The sequence below is a fragment of the Acinetobacter sp. 22512 genome, from assembly GCF_052044755.1.
Lineage (GTDB): Bacteria > Pseudomonadota > Gammaproteobacteria > Pseudomonadales > Moraxellaceae > Acinetobacter > Acinetobacter pittii.
The window spans coordinates 129,649-153,375 of record NZ_JBQENP010000008.1; the positions used below are offsets into that span (position 1 = coordinate 129,649).

21 protein-coding genes are annotated in these 23,727 nt (G+C 36.7%); 13 read left to right on the forward strand and 8 right to left on the reverse strand.

Features of this window, described 5'->3' with window-relative positions; all coding sequences use genetic code 11:
- Positions 1 to 13: 13 nt before the first annotated feature.
- The 3 genes from mtlD to ybaK form a co-directional block, all read right to left on the reverse strand.
- Positions 14 to 2,161 (reverse strand): bifunctional mannitol-1-phosphate dehydrogenase/phosphatase, encoded by a 2,148-nt coding sequence (gene mtlD / locus ACTJJG_RS10885; protein ID WP_372552517.1) that lies wholly within the window; start codon positions 2,159 to 2,161, stop codon positions 14 to 16.
- A 563-nt stretch (positions 2,162 to 2,724) separates the two neighbouring features.
- On the reverse strand, positions 2,725 to 4,956 hold the full coding sequence (locus tag ACTJJG_RS10890) for a TonB-dependent receptor (protein ID WP_336025952.1): 2,232 nt from the start codon (positions 4,954 to 4,956) through the stop codon (positions 2,725 to 2,727).
- Between the two features lie 158 nt (positions 4,957 to 5,114).
- Entirely contained in the window at positions 5,115 to 5,582 is a 468-nt protein-coding gene (gene ybaK / locus ACTJJG_RS10895; RefSeq protein ID WP_017386867.1) for a Cys-tRNA(Pro) deacylase, read from the reverse strand.
- A 189-nt stretch (positions 5,583 to 5,771) separates the two neighbouring features.
- Here ybaK and ACTJJG_RS10900 point away from each other — a divergent pair, with 189 nt between their 5' ends.
- The 4 genes from ACTJJG_RS10900 to ACTJJG_RS10915 all read left to right on the forward strand — a co-directional run bounded on the left by ACTJJG_RS10900 (position 5,772) and on the right by ACTJJG_RS10915 (position 10,422).
- Complete coding sequence (locus ACTJJG_RS10900; RefSeq protein WP_005076193.1) at positions 5,772 to 6,074, forward strand: hypothetical protein; 303 nt, start codon at positions 5,772 to 5,774, stop codon at positions 6,072 to 6,074.
- Between the two features lie 233 nt (positions 6,075 to 6,307).
- Positions 6,308 to 7,681, forward strand: a complete 1,374-nt coding sequence (locus ACTJJG_RS10905) for an ABC1 kinase family protein (RefSeq protein WP_017386866.1) — start codon at positions 6,308 to 6,310, stop codon at positions 7,679 to 7,681.
- A 228-nt stretch (positions 7,682 to 7,909) separates the two neighbouring features.
- On the forward strand, positions 7,910 to 9,193 hold the full coding sequence (locus ACTJJG_RS10910; RefSeq protein ID WP_170815239.1) for an acyl-CoA dehydrogenase family protein: 1,284 nt from the start codon (positions 7,910 to 7,912) through the stop codon (positions 9,191 to 9,193).
- A 23-nt stretch (positions 9,194 to 9,216) separates the two neighbouring features.
- Entirely contained in the window at positions 9,217 to 10,422 is a 1,206-nt protein-coding gene (locus ACTJJG_RS10915; protein ID WP_014206631.1) for an acyl-CoA dehydrogenase family protein, read from the forward strand.
- 122 nt (positions 10,423 to 10,544) lie between these two features.
- Here the strand turns inward: ACTJJG_RS10915 and ACTJJG_RS10920 are convergent, their stop codons facing one another.
- Positions 10,545 to 11,756 (reverse strand): alkane 1-monooxygenase, encoded by a 1,212-nt coding sequence (locus tag ACTJJG_RS10920; RefSeq protein ID WP_069119302.1) that lies wholly within the window; start codon positions 11,754 to 11,756, stop codon positions 10,545 to 10,547.
- A 189-nt stretch (positions 11,757 to 11,945) separates the two neighbouring features.
- On the opposite strand from ACTJJG_RS10920, the gene ACTJJG_RS10925 reads away from it, so the two are divergent.
- Positions 11,946 to 12,890 carry an AraC family transcriptional regulator gene (locus ACTJJG_RS10925; RefSeq protein WP_016803370.1) on the forward strand — a complete coding sequence of 315 codons (945 nt, stop codon included), beginning with the start codon at positions 11,946 to 11,948 and terminating at the stop codon, positions 12,888 to 12,890.
- A gap of 48 nt (positions 12,891 to 12,938) precedes the next feature.
- Here ACTJJG_RS10925 and ACTJJG_RS10930 read toward each other — a convergent pair whose 3' ends face one another.
- The 3 genes from ACTJJG_RS10930 to ACTJJG_RS10940 form a co-directional block, all read right to left on the reverse strand.
- Positions 12,939 to 14,804, reverse strand: a complete 1,866-nt coding sequence (locus tag ACTJJG_RS10930) for a SurA N-terminal domain-containing protein (RefSeq protein WP_032056987.1) — start codon at positions 14,802 to 14,804, stop codon at positions 12,939 to 12,941.
- A gap of 131 nt (positions 14,805 to 14,935) precedes the next feature.
- Positions 14,936 to 15,208, reverse strand: coding sequence for an HU family DNA-binding protein (locus tag ACTJJG_RS10935; protein WP_001043034.1), 273 nt, complete (start codon positions 15,206 to 15,208; stop codon positions 14,936 to 14,938).
- 169 nt (positions 15,209 to 15,377) lie between these two features.
- Positions 15,378 to 15,833: a phasin family protein gene (locus tag ACTJJG_RS10940; protein ID WP_005069443.1), complete on the reverse strand. Its 456-nt coding sequence runs from the start codon at positions 15,831 to 15,833 to the stop codon at positions 15,378 to 15,380.
- A gap of 208 nt (positions 15,834 to 16,041) precedes the next feature.
- On the opposite strand from ACTJJG_RS10940, the gene ACTJJG_RS10945 reads away from it, so the two are divergent.
- The 8 genes from ACTJJG_RS10945 (at position 16,042) to fdx (ending at position 22,157) form a co-directional block, all read left to right on the forward strand.
- Positions 16,042 to 16,689, forward strand: coding sequence for a hypothetical protein (locus ACTJJG_RS10945; RefSeq protein ID WP_005076210.1), 648 nt, complete (start codon positions 16,042 to 16,044; stop codon positions 16,687 to 16,689).
- 109 nt (positions 16,690 to 16,798) lie between these two features.
- The gene (locus ACTJJG_RS10950) at positions 16,799 to 17,272 is read left to right on the forward strand and encodes an Rrf2 family transcriptional regulator (RefSeq protein ID WP_002117915.1); all 474 of its coding nucleotides are present in this window, start codon (positions 16,799 to 16,801) and stop codon (positions 17,270 to 17,272) included.
- A gap of 1 nt (position 17,273) precedes the next feature.
- Complete coding sequence (locus tag ACTJJG_RS10955; protein WP_032056989.1) at positions 17,274 to 18,491, forward strand: IscS subfamily cysteine desulfurase; 1,218 nt, start codon at positions 17,274 to 17,276, stop codon at positions 18,489 to 18,491.
- 66 nt (positions 18,492 to 18,557) lie between these two features.
- Positions 18,558 to 18,944: a Fe-S cluster assembly scaffold IscU gene (gene iscU / locus ACTJJG_RS10960; RefSeq protein ID WP_002117907.1), complete on the forward strand. Its 387-nt coding sequence runs from the start codon at positions 18,558 to 18,560 to the stop codon at positions 18,942 to 18,944.
- 30 nt (positions 18,945 to 18,974) lie between these two features.
- Positions 18,975 to 19,295: an iron-sulfur cluster assembly protein IscA gene (iscA, locus tag ACTJJG_RS10965; protein WP_002117986.1), complete on the forward strand. Its 321-nt coding sequence runs from the start codon at positions 18,975 to 18,977 to the stop codon at positions 19,293 to 19,295.
- 90 nt (positions 19,296 to 19,385) lie between these two features.
- Positions 19,386 to 19,904 (forward strand): Fe-S protein assembly co-chaperone HscB, encoded by a 519-nt coding sequence (hscB, locus tag ACTJJG_RS10970; protein WP_014206626.1) that lies wholly within the window; start codon positions 19,386 to 19,388, stop codon positions 19,902 to 19,904.
- A 37-nt stretch (positions 19,905 to 19,941) separates the two neighbouring features.
- On the forward strand, positions 19,942 to 21,801 hold the full coding sequence (gene hscA / locus ACTJJG_RS10975) for a Fe-S protein assembly chaperone HscA (RefSeq protein ID WP_372552518.1): 1,860 nt from the start codon (positions 19,942 to 19,944) through the stop codon (positions 21,799 to 21,801).
- Between the two features lie 17 nt (positions 21,802 to 21,818).
- Positions 21,819 to 22,157, forward strand: a complete 339-nt coding sequence (fdx, locus tag ACTJJG_RS10980) for an ISC system 2Fe-2S type ferredoxin (protein ID WP_009387062.1) — start codon at positions 21,819 to 21,821, stop codon at positions 22,155 to 22,157.
- Positions 22,158 to 22,212: 55 nt separating this feature from the next.
- On the opposite strand, the gene ACTJJG_RS10985 is transcribed toward fdx, so the two are convergent.
- Complete coding sequence (locus ACTJJG_RS10985) at positions 22,213 to 23,679, reverse strand: adenylate/guanylate cyclase domain-containing protein (protein ID WP_017403203.1); 1,467 nt, start codon at positions 23,677 to 23,679, stop codon at positions 22,213 to 22,215.
- Positions 23,680 to 23,727: the final 48 nt, after the last annotated feature.

Below are 23,727 nucleotides of genomic sequence, written 5' to 3' on the forward strand. Positions count from 1 at the left end.
TAATTAAAAGGATTTAGGCATATTGAGTTCGTGCTTTTTCTGAGTTGACAATATTCATGTTTAAAGGCTGTTTGCCTTGTTCAGAAAATAAATATTGAACTAATTGCGTTAACTCAACTTCAAGTTGTGCTTTTTGAGCAGCACCCATATCCAGTTTTTTAACTTGCTCGTGTAAATGTTTAATTGCATCAATCTCTTCAATTTCTAAAAATTGAATCGCATAGGCATAACCCAAAGCAGCACCTTTTAATAGGTTTTTATGAGGTAAATCATGTGCGATATTTACCTCAATTGATGCGATTACTCTTTCATTATGAGTTAACTTGCGAAGTGGATCTCTTGCCACTCTTTGACAAGGATCTTTAAAAGCATATTCACATGAGTCTAGAAAGCTTTGTGCCATACGGTCCAGATCTTTTGCATAATTAGGTAATACAATTGCAAGCCCTTGCTTTACTTCTCTAATTAAGTTTTCTGCAAACGTTTTAACTGAATGATCACCCATGGCAACACCAATAGACTCATAACCTAGTAAAGATGCGTACCAAGCAAGCATGGCATGCACGCCATTCCATAGACGGTTTTTGATTAATTGGATATCAGTAATCTGCCCAACCAAAGCAACTTGACGCAACTTTTCGAGTAAAGGGCTGCCTTTTTCTACATAAATTGGCATATCCGTTTCGCTATGAAACAGAATCAAGTCCATGCTTTGTAATATATGGCCTGGCTGGAAATTACGGCGCATGTTATCGACATATAAAGATACCTGGTTTTGCTGGTCTTGAGTCAGTTTATTACAGTCTTCAATTTCGATTTGTTCTTCGTGTTCAACATCTTCTAAATGCTGTTCAAGGAAATTATGCTTAATACGAAGTTGGCGATATAAATTTTGATTAGATAATTTTGAAACCATGCGATTTACAACGGTATCGCAAAAGTAATGTTCTTTTAAAATATGTTCAGTCACATCTTCATCGTTGGTCAATTCTAATAGAGCTTCTCTAAGATGCTTCATAACTAAATATTTCGCGCCGACTTTATTTAAAATAATTAGAAAAGTTAGTGGTTCAATACATGTTTCAAGTGATGAGTTAAAACGTGCATATAGCCCTTTTGCAATTATTTTTGCCTCAACTTCGATGGCCTGTTCGGGTAAACACAGTGCGATCAAACTTGAATGGGTATACATCTCCAACATTTGTTGTTCATTTTCAGAATCAACAATGGTCATATTCTCAATACGTTCATCATAAGAAAATTGCCCATAGCGAATGCTATATGTTCCAAATGCATTCACAGCTTCGCGAAAAAGACTATTACGTGTTGAAGCAATAATTTTTTTTGGTTTTGTGTACCCATCCCAATGTGACAAGATTTGCGCTACGTAACCACCGCCAATAGCACCAAAACCATGTATCCCAACTGTAAGTTGATTCAGACTTTGCGGAAAAGGTTCCTGCATTTCCGGCATGTCCATAACAGGGATAAATTGGTCGAGATCGGTTAAAAAGTCATACATCTGATCATAATAAAAATGTGCTTTTTCCAGCATTTCGTCATTTGGTTCTTTAATATCTTTTAATAAAATCGTTAAACCTTTTGAAGTGTGAGCTGAAGTTAAACCATTTTCAGAATCTTCAAACATAAGACACTGGTTAGCGTCCAAGTGAAGTTGACTAGCAGCTTTTAAAAAGATTTCTGGATGCGGCTTTCCTTGCTCTACTTCATCACCACAGGTAATCACATCAAAAAATTTATAAACATTCGCATTAATTAAATATTCTTCGGCAATTGCCCTACGGCTTGAAGTCGCAACAGCCATTCTTAAACCAGATTTTCGTAAACGTTCTAAAACTTGAACCAAACCTTTTTTAATCGGTACGCCGTGTTTTCGAATATATTCGAGCTCCATCTCATCAGCTTTTTTTCGAATTTCTTTATATGGAACATTTACGCCATATAGACGTTGAGCCAGTTGCTCAGCAGTAGTTGCACTTAAGCCTAAACATTGCATTAAATATTCGTGTGAAAACTCCTGTCCAATGAGTTCTTGAGATGCCTGTTGCAATGTTTGAAACCGTAATCGCTCAGTGTCAAACATTGTCCCATCCATATCGAAGATAGCTCCGTGAACAGGTTTTCCATGAAAAATAAGCACGTTTTTACCTCTTTTTTTGATCATGTTTTATTCAGGGTATACAAAAAAATGGCTAAAAAGGTAGGATGTTAATAAATGAAACATTAGTGGTTATTTTTTAATCAAAAACATACTCGATCTGTTACTGTATAGAGTTAAATGTCCAAAAGAGTTGAAATGTATAAATAACTATGAACCTAACTTTAATTACAAAAACAGCAGGCCATCCTCGCCTACTGCTTTTGATTAGTTCTTTTTGTTGCGCTGATAATGTTTATTTTTCTTTGTTCCATTTACCGCTAGTTGAACCTGCCTATTTTTATAATATCCTGCAGGCGCTCACATACCAGAAATCAACTCATCTTTTTCAACACCATTGTTATTGGAGTCTCTGGTATAACTTTAAATCGCCTAAAACTTAGCATTACAGTAGTAGACGTTAATCTTAATTACTAGAACGTTTCTCAACCTTCAATATGGATAATGATAATCATTTACATTTAATAATGCAAGTTTATTTTATTTTTTTTTAAATTTATTAAGGAATACCTATGATTTATAGATATTCCCTATCTCACTTCACATTAATAATTGAATGTATAACTGAGGCCGTAAGTACGCCCTTCAGCTGGTATACTTTCTACAAGACCATATACTTTTTCTGCTTGTTGACTATAAATAGTTCGATAGTCTCTATTCCAAACATTATATACACCAAAATCTATACGTCCTTTCCAAGCTGGAAAATGAGCCAAAACATCCATCGCGCTATAGCCTTTAATTTTTACAGCTGAAAGTGAACCATCTTTTACTGCTTCATTTGTACCTTTTATAGCAAGAATTTGCATACGAGCACCATATCCTTCATCACTGTTCCACTCGGCAAAAACAGTACCTTTGATTGGTGAAACTTGAAAAGCATTCAACTCTTTCCATTTACCATCCGTATCTTTATATTGACCTCGCGTATAACCCAGTGTTCCCCCAACTTTAAACTCTTCCATAAATGGGTAGGTCGCCGTTAGTTCAGCACCATATACACGTTGGTCTTTGTCCATAACCTCAGCAACAGTTTCTTTATTACTGTTCTTGTAGAATTGAACAACTTTATCTGAGGTATTATAGAAACCTGTTATACCTAGATTTAGGCTTTGCTCCCCTTGTAAACGCCAGCCTAGTTCATAGCTGTTTACACTAATAGGTTGGATATTCGCTGTTGAGATATTAAATGCATCACGCATCATCCGTTGTACATCTGGAAAACTAAAACCTTGAGAGAAATTAGCAAATATTTGCTGCTCATCTGTTAATTTATATATCGCTCCCAAATTAAATAAAACAGCATCGTCATTTACAGATCCGCTTGGCTGTATCCCATTTTTAGTCGAGTACTGTTCTGTTTCAGCTTTAATATATTGATAACGAGTACCAGCCTGGACATTCATACGGTCTGTTAAAGCGTAATCACCTTGTATAAAAACGCCAGCACTTTGAATTGTTGTATTTGGACCGGCATCGGAAGTTTTACCTGTAGGTTTATAGGTCAAACCTGTATTAAATGCTGTGAAATGCTCGTAGTGTTGTTGATCTTTTTCATGTTCATAATCTAAGCCATAAGTTAGATTAAGATCACGATTCATAATATTTAAATCACTTTGTATTGTTGAACGCAGACCAGCCACTTTGATTTCAGATTGAGATTGTTTTGCTTCTGTACCTTCCCCTCCTAAAAAGACTGGAAAGAAACGAGCATCTTCTTTACGGTAATATCCTTCTAAATTTAAGACCTGACCTAAAATATCTTTATTTTGGTATTGAGTGTTGAATGCATAGCGCTCTGTAAAAGGCTGATTAGATATTTCTAAACCCTTTTTCCCAATATATGAGTTAGGCGCTCCTCCATAAATATAATTTTTCCCATAATCAGGACCATAATTCGTATCTTGTTCATCTTTATAATATTGCGAACCCAAACTTAGTGATTGGTAATCAGTTAAATCTATATTTATACGACTATTAATATCAATTGTATCAGTATCAGGACGGCTACCTTGCATAGGTGCTATAGCAATACGATCACCATGGCTATCGAACTGAGATCCGCGACTAGTGAAATTAGCCCCTAAAAAACCATTTATATTATCTTTATTAAATGAAATAGATTGGCCAATTTCATAAGCTAGACTATCACTTCGAAATGTATCGGAAGACGTAATACCAAGTTTAGTTTCAAAACTTACTGGTTTAGTCGAATCAGCACGTTTCGTAATAATATTAATAATCCCGCCGGTAGAACCTGATCCATAAATACTTGTAGCTCCTGAAAGAACTTCAATACGTTCAATCATGCCTGGACTAATACTATTTAGTTGCCGAGCAACATCGCGTGAGCCATTTTGCGATACGCCGTCAATCATAATCATGACATCACGACCACGCATTGTTTGCCCATAGTTGGTAGTTGTTCCACTACTCACCCCAAGTGATGGAACCAACTGAGCCAGTATATCGGCAATTTTTCGTCCAGCAGTTGCCTGTTGTTCAATTTGCTGCTTTTCAATCGTTTGAACTGTGCCTGCAATTTCAGCAATATTTTTTGGCGTCCTTGTCGCCGTCACTATAATTTTTTGCAATTGAGCTACAGGCTTTTGTGTCGGTTGATTATTAAGGGCTGCCTTTTCAATATTTGTATTTGCATAAACCTGCTGCGCAAACATTGCTGCTAGAGCAATACAACAAGGATTTAATTTAAAATATCGTGATTCAGCACACATCAGATGATTTGAGTTAGCCCCAACCTTTTTGTATCGATGCATTTTCCCTTTCTCCAAACCCAAAAGTTATTAGATAGTTATAAGGCTCGAAATAATACTAAATATAAATAATAATGAGAATTGTTTTTATTAAAATAACTTGATTTAATACTACCTATCTTAAAATTAGTTAATTTAATGAGATAAGAAAAAGATTTATATTACTCATCAAGTACATCAACAAATTGAGCATTTAAGAGTTGTGCTAGATCTTTCGGGTTTAAGCCAATATCTAGTCCCCGTTTTCCTCCACTCACATAGATTTTGCTGAATTCTTGTGCAGATGCATCAATAACGGTTTTTAAGCGTTTCTTCTGACCTAAAGGACTAATCCCTCCGACCAAATACCCCGTTAAACGTTCAGCGTCTTTTGGATTGGCCATTTGCAATTTTTTACAGCCAAACGCCGTAGCCACTTTTTTTAAATTTAATTGATGATTAACTGGCAATACTGCAACAAAAAAATTCTTATCATCGCTAACCATCAATGTTTTGAATACCTCCCTTACATCTAAATTTAGTTTTTCTGCTGCTTCTAATCCAAAACTTTTAGCATTTGAATCATGCTCATATTCATGGATTGAAAATTCAATTTTATTGCTTTTTAACAGTCTACATGCAGGAGTCATAATAAGTAGTGTTATAGATGAAATTATTTGGATTATAGTTTTTTCTAAAAAATTTTTAAATTTGCTTAGGCTATTTACAAGAATTACATAAAAAATCAAACAGCAACTGAATAAAAAATAATCTCAACTTGATATTCATGGCTCGACTCCATATATTTTATTTAGATTTAAGTCTGAGCTGACAATTTTATGAGTTATAAACACAACAATCTGATGGCTATGCGTCACCGTTTTTGGGATGAATCTTCAGATTATGTCTTAAATGAAAAGCAGTTTTTACAGCAGACGTTAATTGAACAAGGCATCTTTAATAACGCAACACTCGAGGATGTTAAGTATTTTTTCTATACCTTACCCAGCATTATTATTGTAAAAGCTCATGCACTTGGTTTTATGCATGATTCAGTCAAACAAATGTTATTACAGCATATTCAGTCCAATCGCCTTCACTTAATGCAGAAGTCTGAATTGAAGATCCAATTTAAAATGTAATTTAAGTTTTTGTGAAAGATCCGTTTTACCCTAGTTTTACTCACCTGAACGCTGTAAGTTTCTTAAATTTTAAAATTGCTTAGGCTATTTTAAAGTTAATGAAATAAAGATAGCCATTTCGACTGATCATTCAGTCTGAGAGAACTATTTTAATACGCTCAAAACATGTAATATTCGTTACAATTTTAGATCACCAGCGTTTGGCTGCATGATGCGCATAGGATTCTATTTTCATGTCAAATCAGAAAGATAAGCTTAAGAGTTTAAAAACTTCTTCCATGGATCGACGCTTATCAATCGCGAAAGCTTCTTTACTTGCAGGAACACGTTGGGCAACTGCAAGCGCCTCTTCTTTATTTTCTAATGAGGAAGAAAAAGAAAAGAAACGCAAAAAAGCGATGAGCGAGCAAGCTAATTATCTGGTTTCTGAAATAGGTAAACTTAAGGGTTCTATTGTTAAGATTGGCCAAATGATGGCCCTTTATGGTGAACATTTTTTACCTGAAGAAATTACACAAGCATTAAACACCTTAAATAACCAGACAGTTGCTTTAGATTGGCCTGCAATTAAGCCGCACCTTCAAGAGCAATTGGGCGCTAAATTAAATGATTTAACAATTGATCATGAGCCAATTGGTACGGCCTCTCTCGCACAAGTACACCGTGCAACGCGTAAATCAGATGGTTTAGAGTTAGTTTTAAAGATTCAATATCCGGGCGTTGCAAATGCTATTGACTCCGATATGAGCTTGTTTAAAAACATGCTTAAACTGACGCGTATGGTTCCACAAACCCGTGAATTTGATCAGTGGTTTGATGAAGTACGTGAAATGATGCATCGTGAAGTTGACTATGATGTTGAAGCTGCCACTACTCGTCGCTTTGGTGAACGCTTAAAAGATGATGAGCGCTATATTGTTCCTACAATTGTAGATGAATATTGCACAAATCAAGTGCTCTGCATGACTTTTGAACGTGGTGTGCCAATTAATAGCCCTGTGATGTTGTCATTACCTCAAGAACGTCGTAATCAACTCGGTGAAGCGTCATTAGAGATTGCGGTTCGTGAAATTTTTGAATGGGGTGAAATGCAAACTGACCCTAACTTTGGTAATTACCTTGTTCGTTTAGGTAATGGCCAAGACATTCAAGATAAAATTGTATTATTAGATTTTGGTGCTATTCGCCAGTTTGATGAACACTTGCTATCAGTTGCCCGTCAACTCATTCAGGCAGGTTATCAACATAATAAAGATGCAATGGTCAAAGCCATGACTGGTTACGAGTTCTTTGATGCGATGCCTGAAAGTATTAAACCAGGTATGGCTGATGTCTTTTTACTTGCAACAGAAGCATTCAGTACTCCTGCAAATAACCCAGATATGCCCGCTGGTCTTATGGATGAACACGAACGTTATGACTGGAAGAAAAGCCAGCTTCATAGCCGTGTTATGCAACAAGCTAGTAAATCAATGGCTTCACGTTATTTTTCAGTTCCGCCAAAAGAATTTATGTTTATTAGCCGTAAATTCATTGGAGCCTACACATTTATGACGGTTATTGATGCAAAAACCAATGTGCGACGTATGATTCGTAACTTTGCTTGATTTAATGAAAGACTAGAATGATTCCATGTCATTCTAGTCAATCCTTCTCGGCTCCCCAACATTACAATTATTTTAAATAAATAAAATCAAAAACTTATAATTTTCTTATTTTCTATTTACCATTTATCTACTCATTTTTCGAATGTCAGTAACGACATAGTTTTTTAATATAAGGCGTGTCAGCATACAACAATAACAATGTGTTAGGACACCATAATCATGACAAGTATGATCAATAAAGCTCAGGGTTTGGGTTTATCGCTGATCACAAGATTGGCTGGAAGCGATGTACTTGATCAACTCAAGTTGCGTAAATTTGTTGAAAAATCTCTTTATCAAGGTTCAAAAGCTGGCTTTAGAGCATTAACGCAGACTCAAAAAGCATTTAAGCCCAAGCAAATCTCTCAACAACGTTTACCTCGCCAACAAAAAAATTTATTTGATTTAAGTTTAACCGAAGAACAACAAATGACTTCTGAAGCAATGTCTCAATTTGCTCAAGAGGTTTTATTGGGGTTAGCTCATAATGCCGATCAGGAAGCTCAGTTTCCTGAAAGTCTTTGGCAATATGTTGAAGATTTAGGACTTAACTACTATGCACTTCCAGAAGCACTCGGTGGAGTAGCGGCCGAACAAAATATCGTTAGTAACTTATTAATTGCTGAAAAACTAGCTGAAGGTGATTTTAGTCTTACAGCAGGATTACTCAGTACATTTAGCGTTATTAATGCAATCACACGTTGGGGTTCTGCTGAAGTTCAGTCGATGTACCTACCATGTTTTGCAGAAGACTCAGACATTACAGCAACTTTTGCTGTTCAAGAAACAACTCCAGCATTTAATCCTTATGCTTTAAAAACAAAAGCATCACTTGAAAATGATCAGTTTTTTATTGATGGGGAAAAAACATTAGTGATTTTAGGCGATTTAGCTGATGTATTTTTAGTAAGTGCAGACTTTAACGGTAAACCAGATGTATTTGTCGTGCAGTGTAATGAAACAATTTCAATAAAAAACACTCCGGCCATGGGCCTTAAAGCGACAGAAACAGCAACTCTTCGCTTTAATCACACTCCTGCTCTACGTTTAGGTGCAACAGATTTTGATTACACTGCTTTTTTAGATTTGGGCAACTTAATGTGGTGTGCAATGGCTGTGGGTACATGTGAAGCTGTAAAAGCTTACTGTATTAAATATGCCAATGAACGAACTGCATTCGGTGAACCTATTTCACATCGTCAAAGTGTCGCTTTCATGATTGCAGATATGGCAATTGAAATTGATGCCATGCGTATGTTGATTTTAAATGCAGCAAGCCTTGCAGAGTCAGGCAAACCATTTCACCGCGAAGCTTACTTAGCTCATCTACTTTGTGCTGAAAAATCCATGAAAATTGGCACAGACGGTGTGCAAATTCTTGGTGGACATGGTTTCACAAAAGAACATCCTGTTGAACGTTGGTACCGCGATTTACGGGCTACTGCAATTTTACAATCTGGCTTACATGCTTAAAAGATCAATCAGAGGATACTTTAATGAATTTACAAAATCCTAAAAAATTCAAAATGATGATTGATCAGGCACATGATGTTGCGATCAATGTTTTACGCCCTATTTCTCGTAAATATGATAAAGCTGAACATGCATATCCAAAAGAACTTGATATGCTCGCCTCTCTCATCGATGGCATGAATGAAGGTGGTGAAGGAATTAATGCTGGTGCTGCGGGTGCTGGAAAGCGCGGTGATACCGACAATGAAGGTATTCGCAATGGAACCAACATGTCGACCGCTCTTGGAATTATTGAGATGTGTTATGGCGATACAGGCTTATTACTGAGTATGCCTCGTCAGGGTCTTGGAAACTCAGCAATTGCTGCTGTCGCAAATGATGAGCAATTAGAACGGTTCAAAGGAACATGGGCAGCAATGGCCATCACCGAACCGGGTTGTGGCTCCGACTCTGCCGCTATCCGTACCACAGCAACCAAAGATGGCAATGACTACATTCTAAATGGTGAAAAGATTTTTGTAACTTCAGGCGAACGTGCAGATTCTGTCGTTGTTTGGGCTACGCTCGATCGCAAACTTGGACGTGCAGCAATTAAATCATTTGTCGTACCTAAAGGTACGCCCGGTATGAAGGTCGAACGTCTCGAACATAAATTAGGAATTAAAGCATCAGATACAGCAGTCATCAGTTTTATTGACTGCCGTGTACCAGCAGAGAACCTTTTGGGTAATGCCGAAGTGGATGTTGCTAAAGGTTTCGCCGGAGTAATGGAAACTTTTGACAATACACGCCCTCTAGTTGCAGCAATGGCAATCGGTTGTGCGAAAGCTTCACTAGAGCGTATTAAAGAGATTTTTAAAGATCAGCTTGATCCTGACTACTCGACTCCCTATCTGCATGCTTCTAACCTTGCAGCACAAATCTACCGTATGGAGGCTGAATGGGAAGCTGCTCGTCTGCTCATGTTAAAAGCAACATGGATGGCTGATAATAAAAAGCCAAACTCTAAAGAAGCTTCTATTGCAAAAGCAAAAGCAGGTCGTGTTGGTAACGAGATCACTTTAAAATGTGTCGAGTTAGCAGCAAGTGTTGGCTATAACGAAGATGAATTACTTGAGAAATGGGCACGTGATTCAAAAATTCTTGATATTTTTGAAGGTACTCAGCAAATTCAACAATTAATTATTGCACGTCGTGAGCTTGGTAAATCTTCAAGTGAATTAAAATAAAAAAGAAGCAAGAGAATCTAAACTCTCTTGCTTCATAACGCTAAGATTTATCTAAAAAATAAATCCCTCTAATCAAATGATTAGAGGGATTGGTATTTCAGGATATATTATTTATTCAATTTTTATGCTTCTAATGATTTATCTACTGCACCAAATTTTTTGAAGATTTTTGCACGTCGTTTTGGTGAAATATTCGCTTTGTTCAAATCACCTTTATAGTGATTAAAAACTCGCTTATCCATTATTTTGAACCACAACGAAGGAATTAACGCAGGTAATAACATACTTGCATAACCACTTGGTAATTCTGGCGCCTCATCAAAATGACGTAATGCTTGGAATGGACGAGTCGGATAAGCATGATGATCTGAGTGACGCTGCAACTGGTACAAGAATAAGTTTGTTACTACGTTATTGTTGTTCCAGCTATGCTCTGGCATTGTACGTTCATATTGACCATTTTCTTTTTTCTGACGCAGTAAGCCATAATGTTCAATATAGTTAATAATTTCAAAAAGACTAATGCCGTAAAATGCTTGTGTCGCTAAATATGGAATTGTACTTTTACCAAACAGTCCCACCATAGAGGCATGAAAAGCAGCACTCATTCCCCAGCCTTGTAATAATTCATTATCTGCTGACCAGAACTCTTTTCCTTTACGTTTTAAACGATTTTTCTCGATTTCAATTGCAGACTTAAAAGAACCCACAACTGTACGTGGCCAGAACTCATAAAATGTTTCACCCATCCGTGAAGAAGCCGGATCTTCAGGAGTTGCTGCACGTTTATGGTGTCCATAAGGATGTTCGATACGGAAATGGTTATAACCTGTAGGAACCAAAGCAAGATGAGATAAAATATGATCAATACGATCATGCTTATGGCTTAATTCATGGGCTGTATTAATCGCAATACCATTAATCGCCCCCATTGAAACACCGAGCAAAATTTTATCAATGAATGATGTAGTTTTACGACTTGTTAAATAACATGCATAAACATTTGCAGCATATTGCAATGGAATAAAACTTTTCACAAGACGTGAGTAATATGGATCTTTTTCTAAAAGCTTAATTTCTTCATCAGTCGGATTACGTGCATCCTTCCCAATAACAGTATCAATTGCAGGGATCACAACATGTAATAAAAGCGGACCACCTAAAGCGAAAACTTTTTTTAATGGACGTGGACCAAAATGGTAACCAGCTAAAATACCTAAACCAATTACAGGTAGAGCTGGACTAATCATCCATAAATAGCGCTTACGATCTATCTCACGCATAGACGCTGGCACTGGCATAAGTTCTTGCTGAACATTTACTGGTGCATTCATAGTCATATTTCCTTTTTCTATATATCTATATAGTTAAAGAAATAGTACTTACTTAACAGTAGTAACCGTCCAAAAAACCTATTTCAAAGTCTTTGGCATTTTCTTCCACTTTTTTGTCCTAAAAACACATGTTGATCTATTCTCATAGCTCACTATAATTTTATTAAAATAATGATTGATCATTTAAAGATGGATGCACTAAGTAAATTTTTTGATGATATTCACCTTAATAAGTCTGAATACATCTATTTAAAAGCACAAGGAGAATGGGCTTTTAAAACACAAGATCAATCTGCTTTACTTGCCTATATTGTTTTAACTGGTTCAGTATATATTCAACTTAATGCGTCAGAAAAAATAATTGCGACAGCTGGTGATATTATTTTAATTCCTTCTGGAAAAGCACATAATGCCACCGACTCAAAATCAACAGCAACTAAATTAGTAGATTCTCTAGATATTACTTCACTTTTTAATGGCCATAGACAAGACGCGATCGAGTTTGGTACTTCTTCTCCAGATAAAACATTATTACTATGTTTACGCTGTCAGATCGATACTCATATGGCAGGTCCTTTGATTAATGCATTGCCTTCTATCATGCATATTCAGCACGAAAATCAAACCAACCCACCAGAATGGCTACAAATTGGGCTTTATTTTTTAGCAATTGAAACTCAAAAAATCAGGCCGGGACATGACAAAATTATTGATCATTTAGTCAGTATTCTTCTCATTGAGTGCATTCGTGATCATGTTCAACAAATGACTGATCAACAAAACTGGCTAAGTGCGTTAACCCATCCTGAATTGAGTAATGCCCTATCCGCTATTCATAGCCAACCAGAAGTCGCTTGGACAGTTGAATCTTTAGCAGAACGATGCTGTATGTCACGGTCCAAATTCGCAAATCTATTTAATAGTATTATTGGGGAACCACCTCTAACTTATTTGCAACATTACCGTTTTCGTTTAGCAAGTCAGTACTTACGCACAAGTAATTTTTCAATTCAGCAAATATCAAACAAAGTCGGCTATTCATCCGAGACTGCTTTTAGTCAGGCCTTTAAAAGAATTTTTGATTTATCACCTAAACAATATCGACAGCAATATATCGAACATCATCTTGATTAATAGAAAATAAAAAAAGCGCCGAAGCGCTTTTTTTATTTGATCAAATTATTATTTAATTTTTGCATGTGATTTTAAATATTGGCTGTAATCTTCCAATATTTGTTGGCCACGAGATTGACGATAAAGTTGTTTTAGCTGTTGTAATTGATCAGCAGGAATAGCATTAGCGGCTGATGAATTTACATTTGAAACTGCAACGACTACCAGCTCATTTGGTAAGTTTGCTGTTGTAACAGACCACATACCCGGTTTAGGGGTAGCTAAACTAAATGCTGCACGTTCAATTTCACGCTTTAAACCCTGTGAACGACTAAATACGCCTGCTGATTCAAATGCGACTTTATTTTTAGCAACTACTTGTTCTGCTGGTTGAGTTTTAAACTCAGTCAACATGGTAGCAATTTTTGCTTGGGCTGCTTTACGCGCTTTTGCATCGATAACTTTGGCTTTTGCTTCATTCATCGCTTGCGCTAATGGTTTTACACCAGCTGCGTGGTAATCACGTACTTTAACCCATACCGTATCACCATTTGCTAATTGAATATTAGATGATGCATTACGGTCACCATTTTTCACATCATCATTAAATAACTTAATTTTGACACTTGGATCACTTAAATATGGGTTTTGAGTTGCTAAAGTTACACCATTCAATGATTCAACTTTTGCACCTTTTACTTCTTGTACAACAGCTTCTAAAGAATCATTACCAACAATTGTTTCATTCAAACTGTTTACGGCATCTGAATAAACAGTAGCAACTTTATTCTTTTCAACCTCAGCCGTTAAACGCGCTTTCTCAGCTTCAAATGAAGGGATTTGGTTAGCTTGAGTTTCTGCTTCAATAATATGATAACCATATTGTGTTTTTACTGGTTGCGAAACTTGTCCATTTTTCAAACTTAAAACAGTTTTATCAAATGCATCCGAGAAAACGCCTGGAGCATATGCTTCAACTAAACCACCTTTTGCTTTTGAACTAGGATCTTCAGAGAACTGCGATGCAGCTTGTGCAAACGAAAGACCACCCTGAATTTTCGCATAAACTTCTTTTGCAAGTTTTTGAGCAGCTGCATCATCACGAGCATCAGTAGTAATTAAAATATGCTTTACAGTTCGTTTAGCATCTTTTTTCTGAGTTTCAACAAACTTTGCATAAGCTTGCTGAAGTTCAGCTTCAGTTGCAGGCGCTGGTTTAGCCATCATTGATGGAGATAAGACAACATAATCAACATCAACCGAAGCCTGTTGCTTAAATTCATTTTGATGCTTGTTATAGTAATCTGTAGCTTCTTGATTAGATGCAGTTAAACCTGTTTTGTAAGCATCTAATTTAATACTAGCTAAATGTAACGTACGTTGTTCAGTTTGCAAATTCGCAATTTGCATTAAATCAACTTTGCTTACTAAAGAGTAATCAGCAAAGGTTGACGTTAACATTTTCAAAGCATGATCTTGACGTAGGCTTGCTATTAAACCCTGACTCGTCATGCCAATAGAACGTAAGTAATTTTCATAGAGTTTTTGTGAGAATTGACCATTCTCTTGCAAACTAGGCTGCTGAGCTAACATTTGCTCAATTTGAGCATCACTCAAAGAGATACCTAATTTTTCTGCTTGCTGTATTAATAGATTACGTGACACCAAAATATCGAGTGCCTTAGCCTGAATAACAGGTAAATTAAGTAAACTTTCATCCCCTTTAACAGCAGCTAAATATTGTTCTTTGTAAGACTGAGTTAAAGTTTCAAGGTCTTTTTTAGATATTTCTTGGCCGTTTACTGTTTTTGCAACATCAGCCTTGTTTCCCCTATTAAAATATCCTTCAATACCTACAAGTGCTAAAGGGGTCAAAAACAAAATTAGAAGGACTTTGCCGAGCCAACCCTTAATGACTGTACGAAACGATTCCATAAGTATTCCAATATTTTATTTCGAGGAGAATTTTAACTGAAAAACCACAATCAATGAATGAGCAATATTGGTCAATTCAGATATTTAATAAAAAACGCGCCTATATTGGCGCGTTTATTCATCTTAAAAGATTAAGCTACTGAATCTTTAAGACCTTTACCAGCTTTAAAGCTAGGTACTTTTGTTGCTTTAATTTGAAGCTCTTCACCAGTTTTAGGGTTACGACCAGTACGTGCAGCACGTTCTTTAACGCTGAAAGTACCAAAACCAACTAAAGTTACTGTGTCACCTTTTTTAAGTGCTTCAGTAATTGACGCAATTGTCGCATCGAGTGCCTTGCCTGCATCAGTCTTAGATACTCCCCCTTTTTCAGCAATTGCATCGATTAATTCTGATTTATTCATGAATAAAACATCCTCTTAATATCGTTTGTTTAAGGTCCAAGGCTATAGTTTAAAAGGCCATGACGCCTTTATAGCAATGCTTTAGGGGAAAACGCAATACTAGAGCAGGGCTTTTAGCAAAAATAAATGCTAAAAAACTGTTATATATTTGCTAAATCCCAACATTTTTTTACTTTTTATTCAATTTTGCTTTCAACTGTTGATTTTCTTCTATTAAAGCATCCACTTTAATATGCAGTTGTACAAGCAGCTGTTCGATGTGTTGCAAATCCTTCGGCGTCACCAATCCAATACGGTTTAAAGAGTGATTAACACTCGTATCAAGAATCTTTTCTACTCTGTCTTTTGTTTCAGATACAGATTCTTTTGCTTTTTCTGTGACTTTGCCAACAGTATTATCTGCCAAGTCTCCAGTTTTTGATTCTAGCTCCTCACCCACTTTAACCAAAGAATCAAAAAGCTTATTTCCCTCCTCTTCCGCACGTGAAAAAGCACCAAGTCCTGCTAGCCAAATTTGCTTAGTATACTTCCTAAAATCTAAAGCTGATTTTCTTGAACTTTTTGATTTTAATTTATTTTTTTCTTCCGACTCTTCTATCTGGGTATCTGTATTTGCATTATCCATTAATCTAAACTCCTAATCAGATGAGAGAAATGATGACTGATTTGACCACAAAATATTTCTATAATATCAAAGTAAAGACTTGATCCATTTACAAAACTGTTCTACAAAGCAAATAAGTCATGTAAATATATTTAACACGACATTGTGTTAAGTTTGGGATAGGATGTCCCATTCTTCGGTTAATTGCTATTTCTAAGGATAAACTTTTATGAGTGAAACGCAACAAAGACAAAAACATCCGCGTCTGTTGCTGAATATTGTTCTAATTATTTTAGAAACTTTTTTTTCATTTATTCTCACCCACGATGGTGCCCTTCGCTTGCAAGCGAAAAAGTTTATTTTGAACAAAACAACGATTCGTATTAATAGCTATTTACCTTTCTTTGACTTCTATGTTCAATTTACAGAAAAAGGTTTGTTATTCGATATTCACTCTTTTGATAGACGTATTGATCTTGAGATCAATAGTACGCTTATCGATTTAATTAAAATTTTTGGTTTTTCTAACCAACGCAGCCTTAAAAATATGCGTATTGATGGTGATGAGGAAACGAAAAAGGAACTTCTAGATTTAATTTCTCATTTAACTCTTCCAAAATTGCTAGTTGACTGGAAACAGTGGTTTAACACTTCAGATGATGAAGCTGAAACCCTTGCTTCACGTAAACGGATCGCTCCATTACTTGAGAAAATTGATCAACAAAGATCAGAGATCAACTCCCTTCACGTGGAAATTAAACAATATCAAAATCGAATTACTCGCTTACAACGACGTCAACGAAATATTAACTTCTCCTTTGGTATAATTAGCCTAATATTTATTGTTTATTTCATATATAATTTGTGGGTTGCCTAATTTATTTTTCTATTTTGTTCCTACACTTGAATTAAAAATAAAAAAACTTGACTATTTTAGTCGGGATTCATAAAATCCTATTATCTAGTCTTAACATGTGTATCGAATCATGCGCCTTACAACTCGCGGTCGCTACGCAGTGACTGCTCTACTTGATTTAGCTTTGCAGCCAACTGAACAAACGATCACGCTCGCCGAAATTGCCGCACGCCAATCCATTTCAGTTGCTTATTTAGAACAGTTATTCGCAAAACTTAAGCGTCATGGGTTAGTTTCTAGTGTTCGTGGTGCAAATGGTGGTTACCATTTGGCTCGAAATGCTGATGAAATTACTGTGTTAGAAATTATTGAAGCTGTAAATGAAACGGTTGATGCAACACGTTGTGACCATAAAGGTAACTGCCAAAATGGTGCAATGTGTCTCACTCATGATTTATGGCAAGAACTCTCTCATCATATTGCCGACTATTTAGCAAAAATCTCTCTTGCCGACCTCATTAGCCGAGACAACGTTCAAACTGTTGCATTACGCCAAAATGTGACTGGCACAGATTCAGCTCTTTTATCGGGTACAGGTATTTGATATGAAACGTCCAATTTATCTTGATTACGCAGCAACCACTCCAGTAGATCCGCAAGTTGCAGAACGTATGATGGAGTGTTTAACTTTCGACGGTACCTTTGGTAATGCTGCGTCTCGTTCCCACGCTTATGGCTGGCAGGCAGAAGAAAAAGTTGAATATGCACGTGAGCAAGTAGCAAATTTAATTAAAGCTGATCCACGTGAAATCGTTTGGACTTCTGGTGCAACTGAATCAGATAACCTTGCCCTTAAAGGTGTAGCTCAATTCTATACATCTAAAGGCAAACATATCATTACAAGTAAAATTGAACACAAAGCTGTTCTAGATCCTTGTCGTGAATTAGAAGAACAAGGCTTTGAAATTACTTATTTAGAGCCAGAACCACAAACAGGTTTAATCACTCCTGAAATGGTTAAGGCTGCCCTTCGCCCAGATACTATTCTTGTTTCTCTTATGATGGTAAACAATGAAATTGGTACAGTCACAGATGTAGCGGCGATTGGTGAATTAACACGTGCCAACAAAACATTTTTCCACGTAGATGCAGCACAAGCAGCTGGTAAAGTTGATATCGACTTATCTACGATGAAAATTGACCTTATGAGTTTCTCTGCTCATAAAATTTATGGTCCAAAAGGTATCGGCGCATTATATGTACGTCGTAGCCCGCGTGTTCGTCTAAAAGCACAAATTCATGGTGGTGGTCATGAGCGTGGTATGCGTTCTGGTACTTTGGCTACTCACCAAATCGTTGGTATGGGTGAAGCTTTTGAGATTGCAGGCAAAACAATGCATGCAGAACAAGAGCGTCTCCGTAAACTTCGTGACAAACTTTGGAACGGTTTACAAGACCTTGAACAAGTGTTCTTAAATGGTCACCCAACTCAAAACGTTGCAAACTATTTAAATGTTAGCTTCAACTTTGTTGAAGGTGAATCTTTAATGATGTCGCTTAAAGATGCTGCAGTATCAAGTGGTTCTGCTTGTACTTCTGCAACTTTAGAGCCTTCATATGTTCTTCGCGCATTAGGTTTATCTGATGAGCTAGCACACAGCTCAATCCGCTTTAGTTTTGGTAAATACACAACTGAAGAAGACATTGACCACGTGCTTACAATTACCAAAGCCGCTGTTGAGAAATTACGTGAACTTTCTCCGCTTTGGGATATGTACAAAGAAGGTATCGATCTTTCTACAGTTGAATGGGCAGAACACTAATTATTGAAATTAGTGTTTTAACCCTCATATTAATATTAGGCTGACCCCGAGGTTTGGAGAAGCGAAATGGCTTATAGCGAAAAGGTAATTGATCATTACGAAAACCCACGTAATGTTGGTGTTTTAGATAAAAACTCTGAAAATGTTGGTACAGGCATGGTGGGTGCACCTGCATGTGGCGACGTGATGCGTTTACAAATTCAGGTAAATGATAGTGGTGTGATTGAAGAAGCACGCTTCAAAACTTATGGTTGTGGTTCTGCAATTGCATCAAGCTCACTTGTAACTGAATGGTTAAAAGGTAAGACTCTTGATGAAGCTCAAGCGATCAAAAATATTGATATCGCAACTGAGCTTGCTCTTCCTCCAGTAAAAGTTCACTGCTCTGTACTAGCTGAAGATGCAATTAAAGCTGCGATTGATGATTACCGCAGTAAAAAATCTAAAGCTTAATTTGTTACCATTGTAAACGTTGGAGTTTTCATGATTCATTTAACTGAAAATGCTGCGACTCATATTAGCAATTACCTTAAAAATCGAGGTAAGGGTGAAGGCATTCGCGTGGGTGTGAAAACTTCTGGTTGTTCTGGGTTGGCTTATGTTCTCGAATTTGTTGATTCTGTCGATGAACATGACCAAGTTTTCGAACAATTTGGCGTTAAGGTTTTTGTAGATCCAAAAAGTCTTGTCTATTTAGAAGGCTTAGAAATGGACTACGTAAAGAATGGCCTTAACGAAGGGTTCGAATTTAACAATCCCAATAAAAAAGGTGAATGTGGTTGCGGTGAGTCTTTCACTGTATAACTCCCTCTTCTCCTTCCATCCTTTTCATTAAAACAGTGACTTTTTATAGCACTGTTTTAATGTATTTAATTAACGTGGACCTCCTTTCTAATGAATCATTTTGAGTTGTTCAATTTACCCGTAGAACTCGATATCGATTTGGCGAGCTTAAAAACTAGTTTCTTAAGTTTGCAACAGCAATATCACCCAGATAAAGCAGAAGATAAAGATCAGGCATTGATCAAATCAAGTGAAATCAATCAAGCTTTTAAAGTACTTTCGCAAGTAGATAGCCGCGCTGCTTATCTATTAGCGTTAAAAAAGCAAGATCACCACCTCGATCAATCCATTAGTGATTTTGAGTTCCTACAATCAGCTCTAGAACTTCGTGAGCAACTTGATGAAGCAACTTCACAAGAGCATTTAAGTACTCTTAAGCAAGAAGTTTTTCAGTGGATTGATGGCTTAGTTCGCGAATTTAAAATTGACTACTCAGATGAAGATTGGGGCGAAGCTCGAGATACTGTACGTAAATTACGTTTCTTTCAGCGCGTTCTTAACGATATTGAAAAAGCAGAAGATCAACTGTTGGATGATGAAGACAACTTTGATTTAGACGATGATTTTTAATTTGCTTTTTCCAATTTATATTCAAAGGATTTAACTCATGGCACTTTTGCAAATTGCTGAACCGGGTCAATCCAGTGCCCCACATGAACACCGCATTGCGATTGGTATCGACCTAGGAACAACACATTCTTTAGTTGCGACAGTGTTATCAGGCAAACCAAAAGTCCTTAACGACGAAAAAGAAAGACGACTTCTTCCTTCTATTGTGCATTATGGAAATGATGTCACTCATTATGGTGAAGAAGCAAAACCTTTCATTATTGCTGATCCAAAAAATACAATTGTTTCTGTAAAGCGTTTTATGGGACGCTCAAAAGCAGATATCAAATTTCAACACCCATATGAATTAGTGGGTTCTGAAAATGAGATGCCAGCTTTCGAGACACGTTCTGGTCGTAAAACGCCTGTTGAAATTTCAGCTGAAATTTTAAAACAACTAAAAGAACGTGCTGAATCTAGTTTACAAAACCCAGTAAATGGAGCCGTAATTACTGTTCCAGCTTATTTTGATGAAGCACAACGTCAAGCAACACGCGATGCTGCACAGCTGGCTGGGTTGAATGTACTACGTCTTTTAAATGAGCCAACTGCTGCTGCTGTGGCTTATGGTTTAGATCTAGAAACGAATTTAGCTACAGATCATAACTATGTGATTTATGACCTAGGTGGTGGTACTTTCGACGTATCAATCCTACGTTTTTCACAAGGTGTCTTTGAAGTATTAGCTACAGGTGGTCATACTGCTTTAGGCGGTGATGATTTAGATCGTCTCATTGTTAAGTGGGCTAAAAAACAATTAAATATTGATACGCTAAGTGATGAAAACTATGCAGTATTTATTGTTGCTGCTCGCCAAGCAAAAGAACAACTCTCTACACAAGAATCCGTTCAGTTAAAACTACTTGAAAATGTACTAACACTTGATCGCTCAACCTTTGAGAGCATTATTCAAGTTGCTTTAGATAAAACAATCAGTGTTTGCAAACGCGTTTTACGTGATGCAAAACTTGAGTTATCAGATATTCAAAATGTTGTTTTAGTAGGTGGTTCTACGCGTTCGTATGCTGTTCAGCAAGCGGTTCGCAATGTATTTAACCAAGAACCACTTTGCACAATTAATCCTGATGAAGTAGTAGCGATTGGTGCTTCTATTACAGCCAATCAATTAATTGGAAACAGCCAAGACGGCTCACTACTTTTAGATGTTACTCCTCTTTCTCTTGGCTTAGAAACCATGGGTGGATTAGTAGAGCGTCTTATTTCTCGTAATACAGCTATTCCGGTTGCTCGCCGCCAAGAGTTTACTACTTATCAAGATGGCCAGACTGCCATGCTGATTCATGTAGTTCAAGGTGAAAGAGATTTAGTCGAACACTGTCGATCGTTAGGAAGATTCGTTCTTCATGGCATTCCCCCAATGACTGCTGGTCAAGCACGTATTGAAGTTACCTTTCAGGTAGATGCAGACGGCTTGCTTACTGTTTCAGCTCGTGAAACAACTTCAGGTGTACAAGCTCAAATTGATATTAAACCATCTTATGGTTTATCAGAGTCTGACACTGAACGCTTGCTAATTGAAGGTTTCCAACATGCAGAAGAAGACAAAAATCTGCGTCATTTAAAAGAAACCAAAGTTGAGGCCCAACGCGAGCTTGAAGCATTAGAACAAGCTTTGAAAGTGGATGCTGATTTACTCAATAATGAACAGCTCGAAGTACTTAAAGCCGCTGAAAACTCGCTTAAAGTACAACTTGAAGACAATGATATTCAAGCAATTAAAAAAGCTGTAGAACAACTTAAAGTACATAGTGATGCTTTTGCTGCACTACGTATGAATCGACATATTGACCACGCCTTAAAAGGTACAAAACTTGAAGATTGGTCAAATTCAAACTAAAGGTATAGGTGATCAATATGCCCCGCATTAAAGTACTTCCTCACGCTCAATTTTGTCCTGAAGGTGCAGAATTTGAAGTTGAACAGAATGCAAATCTTTGCCAAAGTTTGCTTGATCGAGGAATTAAAATCGAACATGCATGTGACATGTCATGCGCTTGTACAACATGTCACGTAGTAGTTCGTAAAGGTTTTGATAGCTTAGAAGAAATGGATGATGTTGAAGCAGATCTTTTAGATCGCGCTTGGGGTCTTGAACCGGATTCTCGCCTCTCATGCCAAGTAAAAATTGTTGATGAAGATTTAGAAATTGAGATCCCTAAATATACAATCAACCACGCTTCAGAAAATCATTAATCGTGTTAATAAAAAAAGCTGCTTTAAAAGCAGCTTTTTTTATATTTTATAGACTCTAAACTTGATCTTGTTGGTCTATTTCTAAAGTTTTAACTTCATCTTCAAGTCTTAACTGCGCTATACCTTGAGTATTCACTAAAGTTTGTTGAACTTTAATTCGTTGAATCATTTTCTCAAGCACTTCTACTAATTCAGGATATTCATAGTTTTGTACTTCTTCTAAATTAAGTACCAAGTGAAAGCCTTTATACTCATAATCGAACCATTGCTGATGATCCGATTTATTGCCTGTATATTTCTCCATCACTTGCCATGTCTTTACCGCACCTTGAATACCTTTTAGATAAATCGGTGTTTTAGGTGCGCACAGGAAATCACTTTTGATTAATTGATAAGTATCATCTGAAATTAAGATTTCATCTATTTCAGCAGCATATTGCAGACGAGCCGCTAAATTCACATCACGACCTACAATCGTATAAGCCATACGATGTGTTGCCCCATAATTTCCTACGTGGCAATAACCAGTACTAATGCCCATTCGGATATGCAATGCTGAGTAACCCATTTTTTTCCAGCGCTCGCGCAACAATTTCATTTGCTGACGCATAGCGATTGCCATTTCTACACAGGCTTTGGCATCTTGCTCCACACCTTGTGAATTCGGATCACCAAAAAATATAAGGATGGCATCACCCATAAATTTATCGACTGTGGCTTCATACTGTTTAGCGATTTCTGTCATATGACTTAAATAGTCATTAAGCAAAAATGCTAAATCATCTGGAATCAAAGTTTCTGATAACTCCGTAAAACCCTGGATATCAGAAAAAAACACTGTCATTTTTTTACGCTTATATTCAATCTTTGCTTCAGCCTCACCGCGCATAATAGACTGCCATAATTGTAATGGCGCATAACGACTTAACTGATTAGCAAAAGCAATATAGCGGGTCATTTGGTCATAGTAATGTTGACGCTGTTGACTGATTTTTTTAACCCAACGATGCTGGTAGTAGTTTCCGATGGTAATAAACATAACCAAGCCAAGAAGTGTAATTACAGTCAACTCTTGGCTAGTAGGCTCAAAATATGTATAAAAACCAAATAAAAAGAAAGTACTTAAATAAAAAATAATCGCGCCTAACAAACTGGTCAAACAAATGACTGCGAAAGAAATACGACTATTAATTGCTGAATAAAATAATGCAAAAATTGCAATAAATGTAGGCACCAAATTAAGATGCAGACCTGCTAAGGTAACTGCCACAACAATTGCATCGATTGCAAAGAAAACACTTTTTTGAGTTTTTTTATCGAATTGGTACTGAAGCCAATGTTCTAACTTCGAACTAATAAAAAGCAGAAATAGGAAAAAAGGTGGAACATAGATCTGATAATTTGTATTAGGTGAGGTAAAAGCATAGATCACTAAAATTAATGACAGAATTGAATATCCCATCAAACGATGAAAATATGCAAACTGCTTAGGCTCTCTATCGATAAACCTCTCTAATTGCACCCTATCCTCCACACCTCAATGTAGCCACATTTATATAAATGTGGCATT